The 19,422-nt window shown below is 45.1% G+C and carries 27 protein-coding genes and 1 pseudogene; 1 reads left to right on the forward strand and 27 read right to left on the reverse strand.

Annotation, left to right across the window (positions count from 1 at the left end):
* Positions 1–3: 3 nt before the first annotated feature.
* Positions 4–201 (forward strand): hypothetical protein, encoded by a 198-nt coding sequence (locus AC4EG4_RS01770; RefSeq protein ID WP_490986766.1) that lies wholly within the window; start codon positions 4–6, stop codon positions 199–201.
* A gap of 43 nt (positions 202–244) precedes the next feature.
* Here AC4EG4_RS01770 and AC4EG4_RS01775 read toward each other — a convergent pair whose 3' ends face one another.
* From AC4EG4_RS01775 to AC4EG4_RS01905, 27 genes and pseudogenes are all read right to left on the reverse strand, one after another.
* Positions 245–442, reverse strand: a complete 198-nt coding sequence (locus AC4EG4_RS01775) for a DUF4177 domain-containing protein (protein WP_490986767.1) — start codon at positions 440–442, stop codon at positions 245–247.
* A gap of 134 nt (positions 443–576) precedes the next feature.
* Positions 577–804 (reverse strand): annotated as a pseudogene (locus AC4EG4_RS01780) (hemoblobin-interacting domain-containing protein); the annotation flags it as partial.
* A 234-nt stretch (positions 805–1,038) separates the two neighbouring features.
* Positions 1,039–1,167, reverse strand: a complete 129-nt coding sequence (locus tag AC4EG4_RS01785; RefSeq protein ID WP_490986768.1) for a CD1375 family protein — start codon at positions 1,165–1,167, stop codon at positions 1,039–1,041.
* Between the two features lie 43 nt (positions 1,168–1,210).
* Entirely contained in the window at positions 1,211–1,318 is a 108-nt protein-coding gene (locus AC4EG4_RS01790) for a CD1375 family protein (protein ID WP_490986769.1), read from the reverse strand.
* A 1-nt stretch (position 1,319) separates the two neighbouring features.
* A complete protein-coding gene (locus AC4EG4_RS01795; protein WP_490986770.1) occupies positions 1,320–1,670 on the reverse strand; it encodes a hypothetical protein in 351 nt (116 codons plus the stop codon).
* Positions 1,671–1,693: 23 nt separating this feature from the next.
* A complete protein-coding gene (locus AC4EG4_RS01800) occupies positions 1,694–3,880 on the reverse strand; it encodes a tail fiber protein (protein WP_490986771.1) in 2,187 nt (728 codons plus the stop codon).
* Between the two features lie 15 nt (positions 3,881–3,895).
* Positions 3,896–4,534 carry a hypothetical protein gene (locus AC4EG4_RS01805; protein ID WP_490986772.1) on the reverse strand — a complete coding sequence of 213 codons (639 nt, stop codon included), beginning with the start codon at positions 4,532–4,534 and terminating at the stop codon, positions 3,896–3,898.
* A complete protein-coding gene (locus tag AC4EG4_RS01810; RefSeq protein WP_490986773.1) occupies positions 4,527–5,705 on the reverse strand; it encodes a baseplate J/gp47 family protein in 1,179 nt (392 codons plus the stop codon). Before AC4EG4_RS01810 ends, AC4EG4_RS01805 begins: the two co-directional genes overlap by 8 nt.
* Positions 5,695–6,054 carry a contractile injection system sheath initiator gene (locus AC4EG4_RS01815; RefSeq protein WP_490986774.1) on the reverse strand — a complete coding sequence of 120 codons (360 nt, stop codon included), beginning with the start codon at positions 6,052–6,054 and terminating at the stop codon, positions 5,695–5,697. Before AC4EG4_RS01815 ends, AC4EG4_RS01810 begins: the two co-directional genes overlap by 11 nt.
* Complete coding sequence (locus AC4EG4_RS01820; protein WP_490986775.1) at positions 6,051–6,428, reverse strand: Gp138 family membrane-puncturing spike protein; 378 nt, start codon at positions 6,426–6,428, stop codon at positions 6,051–6,053. Before AC4EG4_RS01820 ends, AC4EG4_RS01815 begins: the two co-directional genes overlap by 4 nt.
* Before the next feature lie 11 nt (positions 6,429–6,439).
* The gene (locus AC4EG4_RS01825; RefSeq protein WP_490986776.1) at positions 6,440–7,222 is read right to left on the reverse strand and encodes a phage protein; all 783 of its coding nucleotides are present in this window, start codon (positions 7,220–7,222) and stop codon (positions 6,440–6,442) included.
* Entirely contained in the window at positions 7,219–7,533 is a 315-nt protein-coding gene (locus AC4EG4_RS01830; RefSeq protein WP_490986777.1) for a phage baseplate plug family protein, read from the reverse strand. Before AC4EG4_RS01830 ends, AC4EG4_RS01825 begins: the two co-directional genes overlap by 4 nt.
* 51 nt (positions 7,534–7,584) lie before the next feature.
* Positions 7,585–8,130 carry an NUMOD4 domain-containing protein gene (locus AC4EG4_RS01835; RefSeq protein ID WP_490986778.1) on the reverse strand — a complete coding sequence of 182 codons (546 nt, stop codon included), beginning with the start codon at positions 8,128–8,130 and terminating at the stop codon, positions 7,585–7,587.
* Between the two features lie 107 nt (positions 8,131–8,237).
* Positions 8,238–8,810: a LysM peptidoglycan-binding domain-containing protein gene (locus AC4EG4_RS01840; protein ID WP_490986779.1), complete on the reverse strand. Its 573-nt coding sequence runs from the start codon at positions 8,808–8,810 to the stop codon at positions 8,238–8,240.
* 2 nt (positions 8,811–8,812) lie between these two features.
* Positions 8,813–12,613, reverse strand: coding sequence for a peptidoglycan DD-metalloendopeptidase family protein (locus tag AC4EG4_RS01845; RefSeq protein ID WP_490986780.1), 3,801 nt, complete (start codon positions 12,611–12,613; stop codon positions 8,813–8,815).
* A 216-nt stretch (positions 12,614–12,829) separates the two neighbouring features.
* Positions 12,830–13,090 carry a hypothetical protein gene (locus tag AC4EG4_RS01850; RefSeq protein ID WP_490986781.1) on the reverse strand — a complete coding sequence of 87 codons (261 nt, stop codon included), beginning with the start codon at positions 13,088–13,090 and terminating at the stop codon, positions 12,830–12,832.
* Between the two features lie 98 nt (positions 13,091–13,188).
* Positions 13,189–13,590 (reverse strand): phage structural protein, encoded by a 402-nt coding sequence (locus AC4EG4_RS01855; protein WP_490986782.1) that lies wholly within the window; start codon positions 13,588–13,590, stop codon positions 13,189–13,191.
* A 13-nt stretch (positions 13,591–13,603) separates the two neighbouring features.
* Entirely contained in the window at positions 13,604–14,623 is a 1,020-nt protein-coding gene (locus tag AC4EG4_RS01860) for a DUF3383 family protein (RefSeq protein WP_490986783.1), read from the reverse strand.
* A gap of 18 nt (positions 14,624–14,641) precedes the next feature.
* Positions 14,642–15,121 carry a phage neck terminator protein gene (locus tag AC4EG4_RS01865; RefSeq protein WP_490986784.1) on the reverse strand — a complete coding sequence of 160 codons (480 nt, stop codon included), beginning with the start codon at positions 15,119–15,121 and terminating at the stop codon, positions 14,642–14,644.
* The gene (locus tag AC4EG4_RS01870; RefSeq protein WP_490986785.1) at positions 15,118–15,486 is read right to left on the reverse strand and encodes a hypothetical protein; all 369 of its coding nucleotides are present in this window, start codon (positions 15,484–15,486) and stop codon (positions 15,118–15,120) included. The genes AC4EG4_RS01865 and AC4EG4_RS01870 overlap by 4 nt, the downstream gene beginning before the upstream one ends.
* On the reverse strand, positions 15,486–15,968 hold the full coding sequence (locus AC4EG4_RS01875; RefSeq protein WP_490986786.1) for a hypothetical protein: 483 nt from the start codon (positions 15,966–15,968) through the stop codon (positions 15,486–15,488). The genes AC4EG4_RS01870 and AC4EG4_RS01875 overlap by 1 nt, the downstream gene beginning before the upstream one ends.
* A gap of 1 nt (position 15,969) precedes the next feature.
* A complete protein-coding gene (locus tag AC4EG4_RS01880; RefSeq protein ID WP_490986787.1) occupies positions 15,970–16,314 on the reverse strand; it encodes a DUF4054 domain-containing protein in 345 nt (114 codons plus the stop codon).
* A 14-nt stretch (positions 16,315–16,328) separates the two neighbouring features.
* Positions 16,329–16,664 carry a hypothetical protein gene (locus tag AC4EG4_RS01885; protein ID WP_490986788.1) on the reverse strand — a complete coding sequence of 112 codons (336 nt, stop codon included), beginning with the start codon at positions 16,662–16,664 and terminating at the stop codon, positions 16,329–16,331.
* Positions 16,664–17,560 (reverse strand): DUF2184 domain-containing protein, encoded by an 897-nt coding sequence (locus tag AC4EG4_RS01890; protein WP_490986789.1) that lies wholly within the window; start codon positions 17,558–17,560, stop codon positions 16,664–16,666. Before AC4EG4_RS01890 ends, AC4EG4_RS01885 begins: the two co-directional genes overlap by 1 nt.
* A 24-nt stretch (positions 17,561–17,584) precedes the next feature.
* Positions 17,585–18,043: a structural cement protein Gp24 gene (locus AC4EG4_RS01895; protein ID WP_490986790.1), complete on the reverse strand. Its 459-nt coding sequence runs from the start codon at positions 18,041–18,043 to the stop codon at positions 17,585–17,587.
* Positions 18,044–18,061: 18 nt separating this feature from the next.
* Entirely contained in the window at positions 18,062–19,150 is a 1,089-nt protein-coding gene (locus AC4EG4_RS01900) for a DUF2213 domain-containing protein (RefSeq protein ID WP_490986791.1), read from the reverse strand.
* Positions 19,151–19,185: 35 nt separating this feature from the next.
* On the reverse strand, positions 19,186–19,410 hold the full coding sequence (locus tag AC4EG4_RS01905) for a hypothetical protein (protein ID WP_490986792.1): 225 nt from the start codon (positions 19,408–19,410) through the stop codon (positions 19,186–19,188).
* Positions 19,411–19,422 lie beyond the last annotated feature (12 nt).

The raw sequence follows: 19,422 nt of genomic DNA on the forward strand, positions 1-19,422 counted from the left end.
TAAGTGGATCCCCTAACGAAAAAGTTTATTCAGGCCCATATACTCTATCTACAAAACCTAGATGAGAAATCTCTATCTGAAGAAATTCTGCAATACGATTCGCTCTATGACCACATGCACGCGTATTTCTTAACTTTAGGATTGAGCTCAGATGATGCAGGACGAGTCATTGATGATTTTCGTGGAAAGTATGATATTTAGAACATAGAAAAAAGAGCGCCCGATTGGATGCTCTTTGATTATTCTATAACTGTTTTTTTAATAGATACACCACTGTGTCGGCTTGCTCGGTTATTCCTTCGTCACCTCTAAATTCCGTAGGCACCGAGTCTACAACTTCCCAACCATCTTTTCCTAACACATTTAAATCTTCAACTAAATTTTCTTGACTTCTCGCTGTAGCAGCAGCATTCCAATTGTATGTTTTATATTCCCATCTCATACCATCACCTCTTCCTTTCACCAACATTCGACAAAAGGAAGGAAAGTCCTTTAATTTTCGTTACGACAAATTATGATCCAACTACATCATAAGAAAAACCCCACCAAAAGGTGAGGTTCAATTGTTCATGCTAATTACTGAATTACAGCTTGGGTAACTTCATCTTCATAACCCTCAGACTTAAATGTCCAAGTCCATGTCCCATTAGCAGCATAGGAAGCACCTGAAGTTAATACACCAGGTTGTGACCGGTCTACTGAAGTTATAAATTCAAACGGAGTTCCATTGTCAATACTAAATGTGATTGAAGTAAGATTTTCTCTCCAATCAGCATTATCTGAATCAAGACTGAAATCAATAGTACCATTGTAATTCTGATTTAGTGCTGTTACAGCCGGCGCTTCTTCTAATACTGGTGTTTCTGGTTCGCTATTCTTGTCTTATACCTTCTCTGTCTCTCGGTTTTATAACAAGCCTACACCGCACAAGCGACTTTCATCGCATACGGCGTGCCATCAGCGTAGTTCTTCTTGCTTATTTCCCCATTTGAGTATAGCAACAATGTTAGTAAAAGGGAATAATATGTTTTTGATTTATTATTCATTTACAAGATGCTCTGCTTCCAACTGAATCAAAACCACTTTCACCTGTGGCTGAATCGTTGCCGGAACCTTTGCATATGTTTTAAAACCTTTAATTATTAATGTAGCGTAAATAGTAGCCAAATCGTCCATCTCCTTTGTTAGTTTGCAGGTGTAATAGATTCGCTTAAATCGATTCATCCAGAATCGCCTGCACTTCTTCTCGCAGGTTTTCGGGTACGTCCTCGATTCTTTTTAATCCTTTTTGAATGAGTGTCGCGTAAATTTTCGCCATTTCATAAACCTCCAAGCATCATTTCGTATAGTTCCGCTACTGCCATCATCGTGCTCGTGTTCTCATCCCCCAAACGAATATTGGTTTCGTACATCTCTGTCATAGCCAGCATATTTAAAATACCTTCTGTCTTTAACTCCTCGATTTGCCGGTCTTTTTCCGCCATTTGCTCTTCAACCGAAGGCTTCTGTGGTTCTTGTGGCCAAGCTTCTTGCAACGCCGATACTCGTGCTTGAAATTCTTCAGCCGTTTCAAACGTTTCGAACGTTTCTTCTTCAGAAATTTGAACACCCTTTAAACTTCCGATGATAGTTCCGGCAATTCTTCCGTCTTTAATCCTAATAGTGTGCAAGATATATCCCTCCTCTATAGGTATTAGTCCATTTTGATGTAACAGACAGCACCAGAACTCAGACCAGCAAACGTTAATCTGGCTGAAGTTTCAAATTGGATAGATGGTATGGGCGCCCCATTTATATCCCCTGCAGATGAAGAGTCTGCCCACGCCGTTGGCAAGCTGAAGTTTACTCCGTCAATGGTTAAAATAGCATTCGGAGATTGGTTAGTTCGGTTGATGTGACCAGCAATAATTACTCCTGAGCCAGTAACATTGAAGAGTGTTTGAGTGCCTGATAAATTCCTAGCATCTAAAGAGTGAACAGTAATTTCTGCTAGATTGTTGAAGTAACCTCCTGGAATTACTGGAAGCTGATTTTCTGGAATTAAACCGTTCGATCCTAAGGTAGCAACGCCCAACGCAACACCTTTCTCATTGGTAGGGATCGCTGCATTTGCTTTGTCCATTGCTGTTTTCACTGCTTTTGGTGTGGCCGCTTTTGTTTCATCTATACTGGTAACTTCGGACGACAACTGTACATGGCCAACGGCTGTCGTCGACGCACCTGCTGCTGTGTGGTTCTCAAAATCTGTTTTGCTTGCCTGTTCGACGTTCGCAACATTGCCGAGCCCGACCTGGCTTTTTGTTACCTCGTGAGGGTTGGTTTTTTTCCCTTCGTGGATATCGACTTTTGCCTGGGCACCTGCAGTGGTTTCGAAGTGTGTCCACGGTGTCCAAGCTGAATCAGATGTAGCCCCTGTTCTGGATCTTGTGTACATATTACCTGTATACACCCTCGTAAATATTTGAGTAGGCAAAAGGTTATCTAGTCTATTTAATACAAGTAAGTGCCCTGCGCCCGAAGTAGGTGCATTAGTTAAAATGCCACTACTAAAGCTGTAAAAACCCGGAACAACTAGATTATTTAAGTCTGACCCACCGGCTAAGGGTACGCCGCCAGATATGCCAAAAGATTTTACCCATGTTCTTATAGCTTCTGCTTTTTCATCGGCGCCTGCAGGAGTTTCTTTGGTTGCCAAGGCATTAGTAACCGTTGCGGCAAAGTTAGGGTCGTCTCCCATCGCTTCAGCAAGTTCGTTCAATGTGTTAAGTGCTCCAGGAGATCCGTTTATCAATGCAGCAATTGCAGCATCAATTTTTGATTGAGCCCCACTAGGCGTTTCCTTAGCATTCCAGGAAATTCGTTCAGCTGCTGTTATATGCGCAACGACATTTGCTACATGCGTGTCAAATTCATTTTTCGTTGCCTGCTTTACGTTGTCAACTAGCGATAAACCGACCTGCGATTTTGTAACTTCATGTGGGTTGGTTTTTTTCCCTTCGTGGATATCGACTTTTGCCTGGGCGCCCTCGGTCGACTCGAATATTTCCCAAGCTCCCCAATCAGTTGCTTGATACTGCCAGTATCTTATACGATATTCGCCCCCACCAAGTGTCTCGCTGTAGGGTGTATAAGTTTGATACGTCCCCCCATTAGAGGCAAAAGACCGATAGGTTGTAACAGTCCCGTAGGATAGCCAACTACCGTTTGCCACAGATGGTCCGACGAATAAAACCGAGATGCCTAAGGGATAAGAGTTGGCAGGATCTGTCGATGCTCTCACGTAACTCCCCAAGTAGTTTACTTGTGTAGTGTTGACCTGGTGCGGGTTATTCTTGTTGCTGTTATGAGTATCGACTTTTGCCTGTGCCCCGGCTGGAGTTTCCTTGGAAGCTAGCGCATTTGTAACTGTAGCCGCAAAGTTTGGATCATCTCCCATTGCAGCTGCCAACTCGTTCAGCGTATCAATCGCTCCTGGTGCGCCATCAATCAGGGCAGCAATCGCGGTGTTGATTTTAGCTTGAGCTCCAGATGGTGTTTCTTTGGCATCCCACTCCGATTTTTTAGCGAGAGTAACATGAATGCTGGCATTTCCTGTATGTGCTGCAAACTCTTCATCCGTAACTTCTCCTGCTAAGGATCCATCCGCATTTAGCGGTTTTCCAGCCTCATTTAGTTTCGCAATTCCGCCCGCAACGCCAACCCGGTCATTATGGACCGCATTTTCCTGTAGTTCTAACAGTGCTTGATCTAGCAAATAGAACGTCCAGTTGAAATAAGGAGCCGGCGGTTTTTGCTGCGCCTCCCATCCGGTATCCTTCAACGACTGAGGAGGCTCTATTCCTGGAGCATTCCATCCTAATAATTCCTCTTGAAACGACATTCCATGTCCTCCTTTCTATATTGGCAAGTCTTGATTGTTCGAAGGTGTAAAGGCAGCGCCGAGATAGCCTCCTGTGGTCCCTTCGATGTTTGCAAATCCGGCATCAGGATCCGTTTCCATTGGCAATCCACCAAATTGAAAAGTTCCCGTCATTTCGATAGAGGCGACCTTGACTCCAGCCGCTGCCGTTTTTTGGACAATCCGGACAAATTGTTCGGGCGCAATTCCGGACTCGTTAATTTTGGCCAATGGCACTTCAATCATCTTAATGGCTGCCGGTTCTGGCTCGAGGGGATCTCCCCATTTTTCCTGAATGTGAATAGTAGATGGATCTGCATCTAATGCCAGAGAAAGCACCCGAATAATTGTATTGATGTCTCCAGTCGATAAATTTCGAGCGATTTTTGACTTTAACAGGACCCGATACACTTCATCGGTTGCGACACCACGTGGCTGTTTGATGTTTTCACCAATCAGTTCAAGGCCAACGCCTTCGGCACTATCCACGTTTCGCCATTCTTTGATGCGAATGTTCGTCTGCTCGATTTCTTGCAGCTGCTGGGAAAAGATTTGAATGATTTTCCCTAGATTGCTATCTTCATTTTTGTTGAATACGTCAGAGAATCTTTTTAGAATCGAAGCGGCTTTATACAACGATCGTCACCTCGATGTTCTCGCTGTCCGTCTGAGCGACCTGCTGCCGGTCAATCGCAATGTTGCCGTCTGCATAGGTTATTCCATCAGTCGAAAGCTCCAGCGTTAAGTCCTCAATTCCGGACACTTTGAAAATTTGCGAAATCAACCGTGAGTAGATCACATCGTCACCCATATTCAGTCCTGCATACAGGGCACCTTCAGCGTCTTCTCCGCCAATAAACTGGATGAGTGTTTGCTTGATTCGTTCTCCGCCATCTGCCGGAAAAGAGGCATCTTTCGTGATGGCCAAGCGAACGTATATAACAACCTCTTCCGCTCTGGAAAATCCGACTTTATGGTCAAACCCGGCATCGTCTGCTACAAATATTTCGATATCGCCATAGGGTTGAATACCGCCTGCCTTTGTATTGAAGATCGCTTCTGCAATCTCCAAGTCATCTCCACCCAAAACATATGACTGGAAAGAATGCGGCGGTCTTCCATCGGCATCCACGACGTTTTCATAGTTGTCTACGACTGAAGCAGCACGAACGTTTGGAAGCTTCAGTAAGCTCGCACGAATGGATGGAACTGTGGCAGCACCTAATCCTTCGACACTTACCCCAAAGCGCTCCCTGGCTTCCTGGTCCGTTTCCCGCTCACGGCCGCCTGCAGTTTCAATCAGGTTATTCACCGAGTCTACGTTTGCATCCGGATTCACAATTACCTGAATCATTCCAACGCTGACATTGCCAGTGCGCCCCGGCAATTGCGCTTGAATGGTAGCTGTTCCGACCCCTGCTGCATCCAGCACCACACTTTCCGTTGTTTCAAAAAACACGTCAGCAAGCGTGGCCACTTGAAAGCCTTCCGGTACCTCGTAGTTCGCCGTTCCTTGAATCGTGATGCTGCCAATCGAATAGCGGGCCAAGTTACGACGAATGCCACCGAGAGGCAACAGTCGGTCCAGGTTCTTCTCGCTGGCCGTCCCAACAAAGCCGGAATAATATACATCTTCGTTATCTTTCCAGACCAAGGAAAGAAACCAGGCCATGATCATCAGCAGAATGCCAATAACCGATCTCTTCCCGAGCTTGAGGTTTTCGCCGTACAGCTCACGTGCTTTATTTTCTACCTCGTTCAATATTTCATCGTATGTTTTTCGTCGATACCCTTGCTCACTGAGCACTTAGCAGCACCTCGCTTTCTATCGTTTCTCCGCTGCGGATCCGGACACGGAAAAAGATCGAGAGCCTTCGAGACTGACGATCTCTGTTGATCCGCAAATCCTCAATCAGTTCCACGCGTTCTTCCTGGCTGATTGCTTCGATGACGGCCGCTCGAATCTGAGTATCTGTACTTTTACCTGTAACCGACCTGAAGTCCAGACCAAAAGCCGGATCCAAAAACCATTCCCGTTTGTTGGTAGAAAGCGCAATGTATAAGCCTTGGCGGACTTCTTCTATTTCGTCCACCATTAAAAAATCGTCCTGGTCAAAGGCGATATCTCCGGTTGCATCTAATTGGAAAGTCTTCATTGAATCACCCCTATGATGACCGCGCCAGTCAATGGAAATAAGCGGGTTGGATTCGGATAAGCGGGTTGACCGCCCAATACATCATCTAGTTCCCGTTGAGAGAACGACAGCAACACAACGTCCCCAGGCCTTAATACGGGACGGTATTCTTTTACGATGCCATCGACACTAAACCGTTGCGAAAGTGCCGGCACACCCTCCAAGACCGGAAGCGCAATGGGGTCTCGCCCTCTTTCTTTCGTCTTGTAGAGTGGCTGCACTTTCGCCTCTTGGCTTGATTGATCATATGCCAATACTTTCGCCGGCATCGTGGTGTTAATCGATAGCAATATATCCTGTTTAAATTTCCGATAAAAGTTCATGTCACCGCTCATGTGCTCACTTCCTACTGTATCAAGTCTAATTCTGTAACAAACTCGCTCCCGCCCCATCGATGCCGTCCGGAATACACATAAAACTTTCCTTTTGCCACACTTGAATCCAACGTGATTGCATTTGCTGTGGCCAGGCGATACTGCAGCAAGGAAGTGACAGAATATCCGGACAAACTTTCTTCTTCAAATGGAGCAGGTGTCCCCACAAGGCCGCTTTCTTCATTCAAGATGAATGTACTGGCTTCACCGCTATGGACCGGACTGATGTAGGCTTTGCCTTTGCTGATAAAGAAGGTGGTTCCGCATTCTTTCGCTAACCCGGAAAGAGCCTCCACGATTTCCCCATCAAGGGTATAGCCCTTCGCATAGGTCTTGTCTTTGACGAGCTGTACCTTTGCGTCGAGCTTTAAAATGGCCAAAAGATCTTTGATGATCTGCGAGGCTTTTATGTTTTTCTTGTAGGCTTTGTTTAATGTTCTTGCAGTATCTAGCGGGACCGAATCCAACACATAGATCGTGGTTAACTTATTGGCTCCCTGCCGATCCGTTTTCACTTTGGAAATGTAGCCTGATAGAATCACTCCGATATCTCCACGGTATCCGGCATTCAGCACCAGTTTCTGATTTTTCTTGAACCGGTTAATGGTATCGGCTGTCAGGTTGAAGATTTGAATCTCCGATTCATTTGGCTCCACATCGCTGTCGAATGGCACATTAAATTCCAAGTCCAGTGCTTCACTGGTTATGGTCATGCCCGCACAATTGATTTCCGCATATCTTCCGAACAACTTCATTGGTTCATCACCACCAGAAAGACGGTTTCTCCAAGATTCTGGAACGTAACCTGCTGCTCATTGCCGGATTCATCCAGCGGAACGATCGTCGGTGCCGGAAATCGGTCATCATACACGTCTTCAAACAACGGGACGCCATAGACTACTTTTTCTCCGAGGACGAGTACTTCGTCATCTACAATTAGATCGATGGTAAAAAAATCATGTGTATCATTGTAGCGGATCTCAAAAGTAAAAATTTCAATAGGTAATGCCATATCAAATCGATACGGAATGTTTTCTTTTTCAATTGGTAAATGTTCAAACCTCATCTTATTTCACCTTCTTTTTAGACACGAAAAAAAGCGCCATAAGCGCTTTTATCAATCTATATGTTTCCAAGTAACCCCGCGAATTGCGTCGCTAGCAGTTTTTCGATTCACACCAAACTTTTCAGCGATTCGAGAAAAATTCCATGCCCCGGTAGCGTGCATTTTTCTCATTTCCCTTACTTTTTCATCTGTAAGTTTGGCGTTATAGAGCTGAACTCCTTTTCCTCGGAAAACTAAATTGTTATCAAATGAATGTACGATATTCTCTTTTCGAGTTACCCATTCAAGATTTGAAACATGATTATTGCTTGAGTCGGCATCTTTGTGATTGACTTCCGGTTTATTTTCGTCGTTATCAAGGAAGTGATTGGCTACCAATCGATGAATTAATATTTTTTCACGTACCCCATTTTTGGATATCTGAATTCGCCGATAATTCAATTTCATAATTTCCGGCTTTAAAATTCTCTCTGGATATGTTTTGTGGTATGTCCCGTCTTTACGGTATGCTTTTTTCTTTAACGCTCTGACTATTCCCATGTTGCTGATTTCATAAAGTCCTTCGTACCCGTGAATCGGTTTCCAAATTTCCTGCATATCGATAACCTCCCAGATTATCCCCATATAAATTTACGGACAGGAAGGTGGGTGCCTTCTCTTCGGGAGCTACCCTAGTCCGTATAGTAATTATACCATTCTGATGATTATTTAACTCTGAGTTTTACGCCGACAGGTATAAATCTATCCGGATATTTGTTCCACGTTTGCAATTGTTTAACGGTTGAACCATATTTTCTGGATAGATGCCAATATGTGTCTCCTCTTTTCACCAGATGATAGACCTCGGTCTTTTTGTTTTGGGTTTGTTTCTGTCCGCCATTGGTAACAGGTTTGGTTTGCGGGATATAAGTAATCTCCGCAAACCTTACCTGTTTTAATTTCATACTGAAACTGAATCCGTTCGCCATGCTCTTGTCTGCACTGAAACTAAATGTCTCGATCAGCACATTCTGAACTATCTGACGTCCTTCGTACTGCAGTACCGTTCCGTTCTTTTTCCAATCCAGCAATTTATTGATGAGGGTTTGCACCCGCTCCTGCGTAGGACGGACAAGAATGCCGGACAGCAATACCATTTGCGCTTCACTTAAAACATGATCCGTAAGCGATAAGCCTGCCTCTGTCTTATGGCTGGTGACTTCTCCGCCGTGATCATAATCCTCGGTGCTGACATGAAGCTCATATCCTTCCAGCACCGCTTTGCCGTTCAATTCCATTCCTATCCCTCCCTGCTGAATGCCATCTGCCGGTTAAATCGATCGTACAGTTCGTCTAATTCGTCACGCATGGCTCTTTTCAGTTTCTCGATACTTCCTTCATCTGCATTTCCTTGAACAGTAACATGAACTTCTGTATGGAAAACTGCTCCGTTTGAAGATGATGTTCTTGGATAATTACCACCGGCAGCCATCGACTTACTTTCATTGTTGCTGAAAATTTCGGTGCCTTTGTTCAAGTGCATTAATTCCGGACCACGTTCTCCGACCCATGCTGTTGTCGCTTTCTTCAATGGTCCGTTCGTGCCTTTTGCGAATCCTTTTTTCACTTCATAGTGAAGGTGAGGGCCTGATGAAACGCCGGTAGATCCAACGTAACCAACTGTTTGCCCCTTTGCTACTTGCTGGCCAACACTGACTGCGTTTCGGCTATTGTGCTGGTAGCGATGGACTAAATTACCGGAGCGGACTTCAACGAACTTACCGCTCAATGGATGCCAGCTGTTGCGGGTAACGATACCATTCGAGACCGAAGGAATTGGCGTCCCTACAGGAGCGGCCCAGTCCCACCCTTTGTGCATCCGGGAAGCTCCAGGAATTCCCGTATTACGTGGACCCGGTCGGCTCGTCAACTGGAATGGGGCTCCAAATCCGCCACCATTACCGCCAGTGAGCGCAATGCCGCTACTTGATGCAGCAGAGAAAGCGTCCAGTTTCTTCTTCACGAAGCCAATGGCACCGTCCTTGACTTTACCAAAGGCTCCTTTGGCCATGTCTCCAATAAAATTGCCGCCTTCAGGAGATGAGATGCCAAGTGTTGTCATTGCCAAATCCAGCAGCTTACTTGGGTTTTTTACGTAGTCAAATACACTAAAGGCCGCATCTACTACTTTTCCGCCAATGTTTTTAGCTCCGTTATAAAGATCAGAAGCTTTATCGAAAACAAAGTTTTTCGCTTGTGAAAAGAATCCTGAATCCTCAGCCGTCCCGCTATTGTATTGAGGAATTCCACCCACATAGCCTCGGGTATCAGTAGCAGAAAGAACCTGAGTTCCTTTTGGAAGGTTTGCAATGATGTTTTTGCCATTGAACATACCCATCTTGCCATCGGGCGTGCGGATCAACTCCTGACCGGCATTTGAGCCACGTCCATCATTGATCAGAGCGGGACCGCCAGGGTGCGAGCCTTTCCCAGTACCGTTTGCCCACTGAGGAACTGGCCACGCATCGATATGACTTCCTTCAGCTACGCCAATTTTTCCGAGTACCCAGTTGACGCCCCCGATTACACCATTTACGCCTTTACCTAAAGTTGAAGCAAGGGTATTGATTACAGATGTAACACCGGACGTCACTTTGGAAGCCATACTCCCAATGCCTGCTCCAATTCTTCCTGGCAATGCTTTAGCAGCATCAACAATGTTGGTGAAGCGGGTTTTGATCGTGTTGAAAATTTCTCCGAATGTACTGGACGTTGTGTTTCGAATGGAAGTCCATGTATCTCGAATACGTGTGAAAATGTTGCCCACAGTTTGTGTAATAAATATCCATACACTTCCAAACACATTGGTAGTTGTAGTTCTAATGAAACTCCAACCTTGTGTAAATATGAGCTTAATACCTGTAAAAGCTCCTGAAATCATAGATTTAATTGAGTTCCATGTATTTACCAGGAATGTCGAAATGTTTGTGAATACACCTCTAGTTAGTCGTAATATACTTTGCCAAGCTGTTTGGATCGTGATCATAGCTTGGGTGCCGCCACCTCTGAATAGGGAGACAATACCGCCCCATAGATCCGTAAAGAATCCACGGAAACTTAATACAAATGCTTTGACACCTCCGAGTATTTTCCCGAAGAAAGTCAACTGTATAAAGTTCCAAACAAATTCTACCGCTCCAAAGAAGATTTGTTTTACACCTTCCCACATCTTGCCGAAGTCGCCAGTAAACAATCCACTAAATACTTTGACCGCTCCCATGATTACGTTCAGGGCACCGTTAATTACACCCTTGATGTTTGTCCAAACCATTTTAATGATTCCAAGAACAACAGGCATAACAAAATCAATGACCTTGAAGATGCCTTGAAACACATTCGAGACTGCTTCCATAAGTTGTTGACCATCTGATTCCCAAAAATCACGTATCTTTTTAAAGATGCCACCTGCAAATGTCAGAACTGCCTGAAGAGCGGGAATGATGATTGGTGCCAGGTAATTGAAGGCGGCAACAAAGAATTTGCCAATACTTTGTGCGACTGTTTTCAATACATCAAATCTGAACTTTACTTCTTCTACAATTTGAGCGGCAATGGTTTGTACTTGGAGAATTGTCTCCTTACTTAATCCTATCCCTGCTAATATCATTGCCGAATTAGTAGTTCTTCCTTTAAACGCCTCTGTAACACCGTTGATTAAGCTTTTCGCTTTCCCTAAATATGTTTCTGCCAAAACCATACCTTCTTTTATTTTTAAAAAGAAGGTAATCACTTTTAAACCATTTTCTTGGCCAAATGCCTTGGTAATTCGTGATTGAAAATCGACCATCCCTGAAATTGTACCACTGAATAGACCAGGCATTCCTGATAATAAAGCTCCCGCTTTCCCCATTCCATCGTCAATAGCCCTTGTAACGATAGGCATATAAGCGGCAACACCTTTTGACAATCGATTTAACACGGGCAATACATGGTTACTAATCGGTATGACAATCCCCAATTCGATTTGCCGTCCCATCCCTTGCCAGAATTGTCCGATCGACTCATATTTGATATCTGCAATACTCTGCATTGTTTCCTTGGTCATATCGAATTGTTTGCGTGCTCCGCCCATTGCCGCAATTACAGTGGATTCTAAATCTTCGGCTTGTGTACCAAATAATCCGACAGAAATAGCGGTCTTTTTAGCCGGATCTTCTACTTTAGCTATCGCTTGAACCACTGTGTCAAATGCTTGTTTTGCAGCTGGCCCTCCAGCGGCAAAGGTTTTCGTCATTTGAGCGGCATCCATGTTTAAAGCTTGATAGGCCTGTGAACTTGCATCGGAACCATCTTTGCTTCGGATATTAAATTCCTTAACCGCATCGCCGACTTTATCGAGGTTAAAAGCACCATTTTCCAATCCGGCACTGAACGTGTCGAACATTTCATTTCCAGTAAATCCGAGAGCTTTAAATTGAGGCGCGTATTCGTTGGCACTATCCAACAATTCCCCTGATTTATCTAGCCCTTTTTGCGCACCTTGTGCTAAGAGGTTGAATGCCTCGGTATTTGTCATACCAAAGTTTTTCATCATCGTGTCTGCTACTTTAATAGACTCTGGAATTTCAGCCTTGAAAGTATCCCGGTAAATCAACGCATTCTTTGTTGCAATTTCCAGTTCTTCTCCGGCCAATTGCGTCACGCTCTTGGTAGCAGAGACAGCGTCCGCTAAATCATTCCAATCTTCTCCAAAATTTTGAGAATAGAGATTCTCGGAAATACTTTTCATTTCAGCCATTTCTTTAGTTGTTGCACCAGTGGTCACTTGGATGTCTCGCATCGCCTGATCGTAATTGCTTGCGCCAACGATAGCGGCAGCAAAACCTGCTCCGACAGTTGCAACAGCCGCTCCTGCAGCCGCAGCTCCGACAGCCAACCCTTTCATTGCCTTGCCCGCCAAATTATTACTTTTAGCCATCTTGTTAAGCTCTGAGCTACCAGAGTTTGTGAGGCTATTCATTTCCCGCATTTCTCTGTTTAAATCACTCAAAGGATTAGAATCGGCCGCAATATTGACGAGCAAATTACGTATTACTGACATATCCTCCCTCCCTTCTGCAAAGAGCGGTTATCTTACTTGCCATTCATTGCCGCTTTTTCTAATTCGATGTGCCGATCCATGGCAGCATTGACCTCATAAATCTGATGCATGCTCATTCTGATAGCTTCCGAGTAGGTAAGGACTTTCGAAGTGATTGGTCGCCAAAATAGCCAGTTCCGAATCACCTTTTGTTTATACCAAGACTCTTCTTCACCTTTATTTTCCAGTTCTAAGAAAGGAGTATGCTTCTTTTAAAACTTCTTCAAAACCTTCATGTTCATCGAAGTATTCGAAATCCACTTTTGGTTCTACTATTACGTGCTTAAAGATTTCTTCTGCTAATTTTTCATTCGATGAATTACCGCTCTCGTTTTGAATGCGATCCTGAATCTGTGTGAATGAACGTGTACCTGGGTGTTGAAAAGTGAATTCTGTTCCTTCTACTGTTACCTGTTTTTTCGTTCCAATTTTAGCCATTCTGTCGACCTCCGATTTTTGTTTTAAATACAAAGAAGCAGCCCGATTGGACTGCTTCGTTTCTCTGCTTTGTTTATTTTTGTTTAGCTTCATTCAAATCAGTCTTCCGTGTAATCAAATACGACGATGGTATACTCCCGATTCTCTGCTTCCTTGCCATAAGAGCGGGCAGCCGGTCGCTGGATCCGCGCCATTGTGCCACCAGACTTTTCTTTTGGTTCATTGTTATTCATGGCGTATACCGGCACCATCCGTTTGGATTTGGCGATATCGTCCAGGTACTTCACGTAAGGACTTGTTTGCTGCAGTGTGACTGTGGCTGTGCGTACTTCGTCATTCGTTTCAGAAACGACAACATCCCCTGCGTTTGCACCCACTGCGTACGAGAACCCATCTGCGTCCGATTCGAATGTCAGGAACGTCCCATCTGCTAATCCGGTAATGTGAACGTTGTCTACCGTGAGAATTACTTTACTGGAATCATATACTCCTACTGGCATGAATTATCCCTCCTTAATAGCTTACAGAGCCGTTGATTTCCGCTGTGTGGATGGCTCCTGCTAGTTCAAATGTAAATCTGCCGCCTGTGTAGCGGCGCAACGCTCGGTCTTCTGGTGACATCTCAGCGCGGCTAAGGAAGGTCGTTGTGTACAATGGATTGCCACCCTCATCTTCGGCAATGATGCCCTGATTGTAGCCGGTTTTCAAAACGGACAAGACTCCTGCTTCAAGAGTGGAAATTCCTCCATCTGTGTAAGGGATCTTACCGGAGCGGTTCTTGATTTGCTGAACCGTTTGTTCGATATTCGCTTTGATCCAATCCATGCCGTGCATAACGTCGATGTATTCGCCTGAAAGCACTTTGCCTTCAGATGTCACATCGTCCCCTGCTTTCTTCACATATGCATAACCATTCACGCTCTCAATGGCATCAAGGTCAGCAGCTGAAAGCTTCTGCGGGGTAATTCCTCTGAGGGTTTTCCCCTGCCATGTGACAGAACCAACCTCACGAGACCCAACCGCTCCGACAATAGCCGCGTCAATGCGTTCATCATCAGGGTGGACGGCAATAAACGTCCGATCTAATTCACCGAAGCCGGTTAAATCGGTTGCTGTCGGGACCTGAGAACTGAATAATTTCGGCAGGCCGTTTGCAGAAGCTGATTCAACCACTTCCGCAATGTCTACGATGTTCACTGGATCCCGCTCTTCAGCCAGAAGGAAATACCAATCTTGGCCAAGCAATTCCTCTACCAAGTCTGCAGCTGTCGTGCTTTCTCCTACAGCGACTGACTCAGGATCAAATGCAGCTACAGCAAAGCGAGCGGGGCGATTTTCTTGGTTCATGACCGTCTCTGCGATGGCGTACACTTCTGTCGTGTCGTCAAAATCAACGGCAAGACCTTCTAAATCAATGTATTCGGTATAGGGATGACCACCCGTCTTTTCACCCACAATTAATGGCGTGCCAAATCCTACGGTGCCAATTGGTTTCACCGTGCTAATGCGTACTTTTACGTCACTTAATGGCATGTTACTGCCTCCTTTTTCTTATAAAGTTAATTCATCGATACTTTGTTCAGCATATTCGGAGCGGTCGATGTACCGAAGCCTTACGTCAAACCCACGGCGTCGCTCGTAATGATCCTCAAACCGAATGCTGCGGTCTTGGGCTGTCTCAACGTCGATGACAGCAAAACCGGCAGCCTCCACTTCTGCTCGGCCGCTCCGCTCAAAGAAGTTTTTAAGATCCGCACATAAGGACTGTGCAACATCTCGGCTTTCAGAATGAACAGTAAAAGAAAGCGTTCCTTCTTTTTGGTTTTCATACACTTGGAATAAAATCTCGGTAGCTTCATCCACACGTTCCGACAAACTGTCTTGTCCATTACTGCCATTGTCCCGAATGATGCTATATACTATATATGGCCGCGGCGGGATGTCTCCATCATCATCTGCGGGTATCACAGGGATATTCAACTGCTGATAAATCGCTAAAACCAATTGATTTCGTTGGTCAACAGTAATCATGTTTTCGCATCCCCTATCGTTGTCCGCTTGAGAAAATAGATATTGAATCCTGCATAGTAGCTGTATGGTTTGTCTGCCATCACCCGGTAAACCAGTTCATCAATGAGCAGCTGGTCGTTCTCTTTTAGAACCTGTGGTTCTTCCAAGTAAAGCTTCCGGTCCTGCTTGGTATACGTGCCTGCTGTATCGAATTTAAGATCATCATTGGAGAGCGGGAGAATGATACCTTCCATATCCACTGGTTCGGCGGGTATGCCAGAAATCATTTGCCCACCTTTTTCAAAATCCCGATAACTAGCCGATTGAGGAAGATACTGGAATGGCCGATTGTACTCCGCAAAAAGACTGCCGAAATCAAACAACATTAGATCCTCACCACTTTCCAAGTCACACGACGCCTCATATCTCCCGAGTCGATCAAGGGATTTGAAGAGCCTTTCTTTTCAATGGTGCTCTCCGCGTTCGGTGGGTCACGCAAGTCTCTGATTTTCTTTTGAATATCGGAAACGGCTTTGGCACCCACTTGGTCATACATTTGTTCAACGGTCATTTGGAAGTTGAGCACTTTCTTGAGACGGCTTTCCATGAACTTCGCCCAGTCCCGCTCCTTTTCGTCAAATGTCGAACGCATAAAGGACCGCTCCGGAATGACAATGTTTCCAGTCGCCTTTGAAATGATGACACCAAATTCATGGACGTTGGCAATCATCACATAGGATTCGCCAGAACCATCATCTTCACCGAAGATACCAATCTCAAGTCGGTATTTAGTCAGATCATCAATTAATTGCTGCAGCTGTGGGAAGTTGTCTTCTTGCACTCTGATATTCATCCGGTTTTGAGCCATATCAAAGCACCGTCAACTTCAGTGATGGCCGAGCCTTGAACATTTGAAGGATTCTCAAGTATTCCTGACCATACGATGTCGAATCAAGTCCAGGAGCGGCGCCTGCCGTAGCCTGGAACGTTTGAGACAAACCATCAGCCTTTTGATTCACCAGCTGCCGAACATTAAGAGAAGCCATGTGTGCAGCCAAATAACGCGTTGCTTTTTCCCGGTATTCTTTTGAAATCAAAGAAGAGGACACCTCCAATGAGGCATCCTCGATATAGATTTCTAAGTCTTCTGGTGTTACTGCTTTTAAATGCTTGGCAATTGATTGCACTTTAAGAGCTGTTGTTAGAGCATCCATTCAGATCAGCCCCCTCAGTCTTCGTCTTTACTGTTCTTTCCTTGAAGTTCATCAAGCTGCGCCAGGATGGCTTCTTGAACACCTTTTCTCTCATCCGCTTCCGCCCATTCCAGCAACAATTCAGGAGAAAACGTATCTTGTACCAACTTAACGGCTTCTGTCACGTTCATGTCCTTGGTGCTCTGTGCTTTTTCATGGCCTTCGATTTCCTTGTCAGCAATCAGCTTTTTCATTAGCGGATTAGCACTGAACTTCTTCCAATCCGCATCCTTTACATTGTTTACTCCTGGCACAAGCATGACACCTGCAGCATGACGGACATATAAACCTTTATTGTGTACGATCGGCATTAAATTCCATCTCCTCTCACGATTGCCATTGGATAACGCGTCAGGACACCGCCTGTACGCTCTTCAAATGGGACTTTGTAGTTCGGGAACTTGTACTCTGTCGGATGGCGTGTGATATCCATCGGCAAAAGAATTTCGATAACAGAGGGCGAATTATCCAAGATTAAGAAGCAGTCTGTGTCGCCTACGCCTTGTCCTTCCAAATCAGAAGTGGCCACAATGTTTGTAAACCAGTTTTGGCTACGGATGTACTCAAGGATGGTTTTATCCGTATTCGCATTGTACTCGCCTTCCAATGCTTCCATCGCTCCTGGAGTCAAGACCAATGTATTAGCAGTATGGCCAGGCAAGCGGTTCACCAGATTACGCGCTTTGCGAATATCTGTGACAATTTCTTTCCCCGTCTTCTCAGCCCATTCTGTAGCTGTAGACGCTCCTGCATCGACTGCCACTGTCTGAATCCCCTCTGAGTTAACCGCTCCACGAATTCCGTATTTAGGATCTCCATGCCAGATTAAGCGGTTTTCTTTTTCCGCAATCGCACGACGAGCCGTTTCCGCTTTCGAAGCATCTACTGGCATGTTCATCATCTGTGCCTGACGTAATTCCTGAACAGAATAACGGATACCAGCAGCAATCGAATAAAGACGAACCGTTTCACGGCGTTTGTCTGCATCGACCAATGGAATATCATCCGCTCCTGGAGCTAAGATTTTAGCAGCGCCAGAACGCGTCATTACATCGTAGGCATAAGACTCAGCACCTGCAGGGATGTTTGTTTTCATGCCAAATAACGTCCGACCGATTAATTCTTCTTTCTTTGGTTCATAAATGACTGTATCAATTGCTTGAAGGTCCTGCGGACGCATCAACGCATCTTCTTTTAATGTCGGCATCTTTACTTCACTCCTCTTTCTTGGTTAAGGTAGGTTGATTTCTAATTGGGCAAGATCTCCGGCAACAGCAGCGGAGCGGAATCGTGCACCTGGCAAAGCTGTTACGGTTTCAGTAGCGGTTGTGCCAGGGCGGAAGTTGGAAGTTGTGTTATCAATAACAGCTGGATCGCCATTCAAAACATCCTCTTCCACTTCAACCCAGATAACGCCTTGGGTTACGACAGCAACTGGCGTTTGAACGGGATAGTTCTGATCATCGGCATTATTTACCCAGTCATGCGGCTCTTGAGCCAAAGCAATACCTTCAAAAATTCCTCCGGTAAATGGCACGACCGTTTCACGATCCGTTCCGAGCTGGACAGCAATTCCAAATGCAACCAGTGCCCCTCCGCCTTTTGTCAATGCGCTATATGGCTGGTAATTGGCTAATTTCCCTTTTACTTTAGCTTCGGACAAATATTTCCCATATGTGGTAATCGGCATTTCCTATCGCTCCTTTTCTTATTTAGAATTTTGCATGTTCAAACGCTGCTTGCGCTTGTCGTCCAGGCCTGCATCGCCTTTGTAGTCGCCAGTATGCAAGTGATTGTCTCCAGTAGAAGAGAATCCATCTTGCTTCGAACGTTCCACCGTTGCATCATAGAATGCATTGATGTATTCATCCGACTTGCCATCACCTTTAAAGTCCGGCTTCACCTTCTGAATAACTGCTTCTTTGATTTCGCGTTCTTTCTTGCCTGTGAAATCAAATGCATCCCCAAGGAATGAAGATGCCCCGGAAACCAATTCAACCCGCTCCTGAACTTTCTTGTCCAATTCATCTTCAGACAAATTGTTTTTCTTTGCGGCTTCAAGATCTGTTTTCGCCTGCTGATATTCGGTATCGAGGGAATCGTATTTCCCTTGCAGCGTATCCACTGTTTTTGCTTTGTTCTCTGCAGTTTCGAGTTTAGCTTCAAGCGCATCTAAACGTCCTTTTACCGCTGGATCTACTTCATAATCTTTACCGTCAATCTTAAATACTGACATGTTGGTGCCTCCTTCTTTTTTTGTTTCAATTTGCCACGCCGAGCTGTCATTTCGAATACTCACATCGGGACCGGCGCGCCCCTGCTCCACAATCGCAATGTGGTTGATATCAATATTGCGTTGTACGTATTCATAAGAGTCCCCTTTATAGCTGCCGCTCTCGGCGACTACATCTGAGAGGAATCCAATACTAATTTCTCGCTGGTCTCCCGTAATGATTCGCTCAATCAGAGCGGCATCGGTTACGGTCAGCGAAACCATCAACATGCCACTTTCAACGCGGCTGTCTCGGTGGCTTAACCCTTTTGAATATTGACTGTGATTAGCCAATGTCACCGGTTCATTTGGATGGCCGTCTGTGACTGCCTTTGAACGAGCGGAGCGGATGGTTAAATCACTGAAGACATCATCCGGTAGCTTCGCTTCCATTTGGACCGTCCCGTCATTCCGTTGATAAGGAAACACGCCTGGTCGCGTAATGGGGGCATCTACTGTCAGATAACCTTCAGGCGTTTCCTGATAGTCCAGGATCATTACCTTGTCGAATCTTTGTACCTTCACACTTTCTCCCCCCCTTAAAGGCATAAAAATAAACCTCATCCCTCCCGGAAATCAGGTGGATTCGGTTCTTTTTTGGTTTTCTGCAATTCAACTTCTTCAGGAATTTGCTTGAACCATTTATAGTTCTTCAGGTTCGTCAGACTGTATCTAACTTCTGTTGCTCTACATAAGCCGTTGTCATTTTCAAAGAATAATCTTTTAATATCATCTTCAACTACCATTTGCATAGCCGCACGGAAAGTAATTTGCTTGTAAATCATTTTACATCCTCC

The sequence above is a fragment of the Planococcus sp. TJ-201 genome, from assembly GCF_058268495.1.

Coding starts and splice junctions, on each gene's coding strand:
- AC4EG4_RS01775 (WP_490986767.1), bottom strand. CDS start 442: ATGAGATGGGAATATAAAACATACAATTGGAATGCTGCTGCTACAGCG.
- AC4EG4_RS01790 (WP_490986769.1), bottom strand. CDS start 1,318: ATGGCGAAAATTTACGCGACACTCATTCAAAAAGGATTAAAAAGAATC.
- AC4EG4_RS01800 (WP_490986771.1), bottom strand. CDS start 3,880: ATGTCGTTTCAAGAGGAATTATTAGGATGGAATGCTCCAGGAATAGAG.
- AC4EG4_RS01815 (WP_490986774.1), bottom strand. CDS start 6,054: ATGAAGACTTTCCAATTAGATGCAACCGGAGATATCGCCTTTGACCAG.
- AC4EG4_RS01820 (WP_490986775.1), bottom strand. CDS start 6,428: ATGAGCGGTGACATGAACTTTTATCGGAAATTTAAACAGGATATATTG.
- AC4EG4_RS01825 (WP_490986776.1), bottom strand. CDS start 7,222: ATGAAGTTGTTCGGAAGATATGCGGAAATCAATTGTGCGGGCATGACC.
- AC4EG4_RS01830 (WP_490986777.1), bottom strand. CDS start 7,533: ATGAGGTTTGAACATTTACCAATTGAAAAAGAAAACATTCCGTATCGA.
- AC4EG4_RS01835 (WP_490986778.1), bottom strand. CDS start 8,130: ATGCAGGAAATTTGGAAACCGATTCACGGGTACGAAGGACTTTATGAA.
- AC4EG4_RS01840 (WP_490986779.1), bottom strand. CDS start 8,810: ATGGAATTGAACGGCAAAGCGGTGCTGGAAGGATATGAGCTTCATGTC.
- AC4EG4_RS01845 (WP_490986780.1), bottom strand. CDS start 12,613: ATGTCAGTAATACGTAATTTGCTCGTCAATATTGCGGCCGATTCTAAT.
- AC4EG4_RS01850 (WP_490986781.1), bottom strand. CDS start 13,090: ATGGCTAAAATTGGAACGAAAAAACAGGTAACAGTAGAAGGAACAGAA.
- AC4EG4_RS01855 (WP_490986782.1), bottom strand. CDS start 13,590: ATGCCAGTAGGAGTATATGATTCCAGTAAAGTAATTCTCACGGTAGAC.
- AC4EG4_RS01860 (WP_490986783.1), bottom strand. CDS start 14,623: ATGCCATTAAGTGACGTAAAAGTACGCATTAGCACGGTGAAACCAATT.
- AC4EG4_RS01865 (WP_490986784.1), bottom strand. CDS start 15,121: ATGATTACTGTTGACCAACGAAATCAATTGGTTTTAGCGATTTATCAG.
- AC4EG4_RS01870 (WP_490986785.1), bottom strand. CDS start 15,486: ATGTTGTTTGATTTCGGCAGTCTTTTTGCGGAGTACAATCGGCCATTC.
- AC4EG4_RS01875 (WP_490986786.1), bottom strand. CDS start 15,968: ATGGCTCAAAACCGGATGAATATCAGAGTGCAAGAAGACAACTTCCCA.
- AC4EG4_RS01880 (WP_490986787.1), bottom strand. CDS start 16,314: ATGGATGCTCTAACAACAGCTCTTAAAGTGCAATCAATTGCCAAGCAT.
- AC4EG4_RS01885 (WP_490986788.1), bottom strand. CDS start 16,664: ATGCCGATCGTACACAATAAAGGTTTATATGTCCGTCATGCTGCAGGT.
- AC4EG4_RS01890 (WP_490986789.1), bottom strand. CDS start 17,560: ATGCCGACATTAAAAGAAGATGCGTTGATGCGTCCGCAGGACCTTCAA.
- AC4EG4_RS01895 (WP_490986790.1), bottom strand. CDS start 18,043: ATGCCGATTACCACATATGGGAAATATTTGTCCGAAGCTAAAGTAAAA.
- AC4EG4_RS01905 (WP_490986792.1), bottom strand. CDS start 19,410: ATGATTTACAAGCAAATTACTTTCCGTGCGGCTATGCAAATGGTAGTT.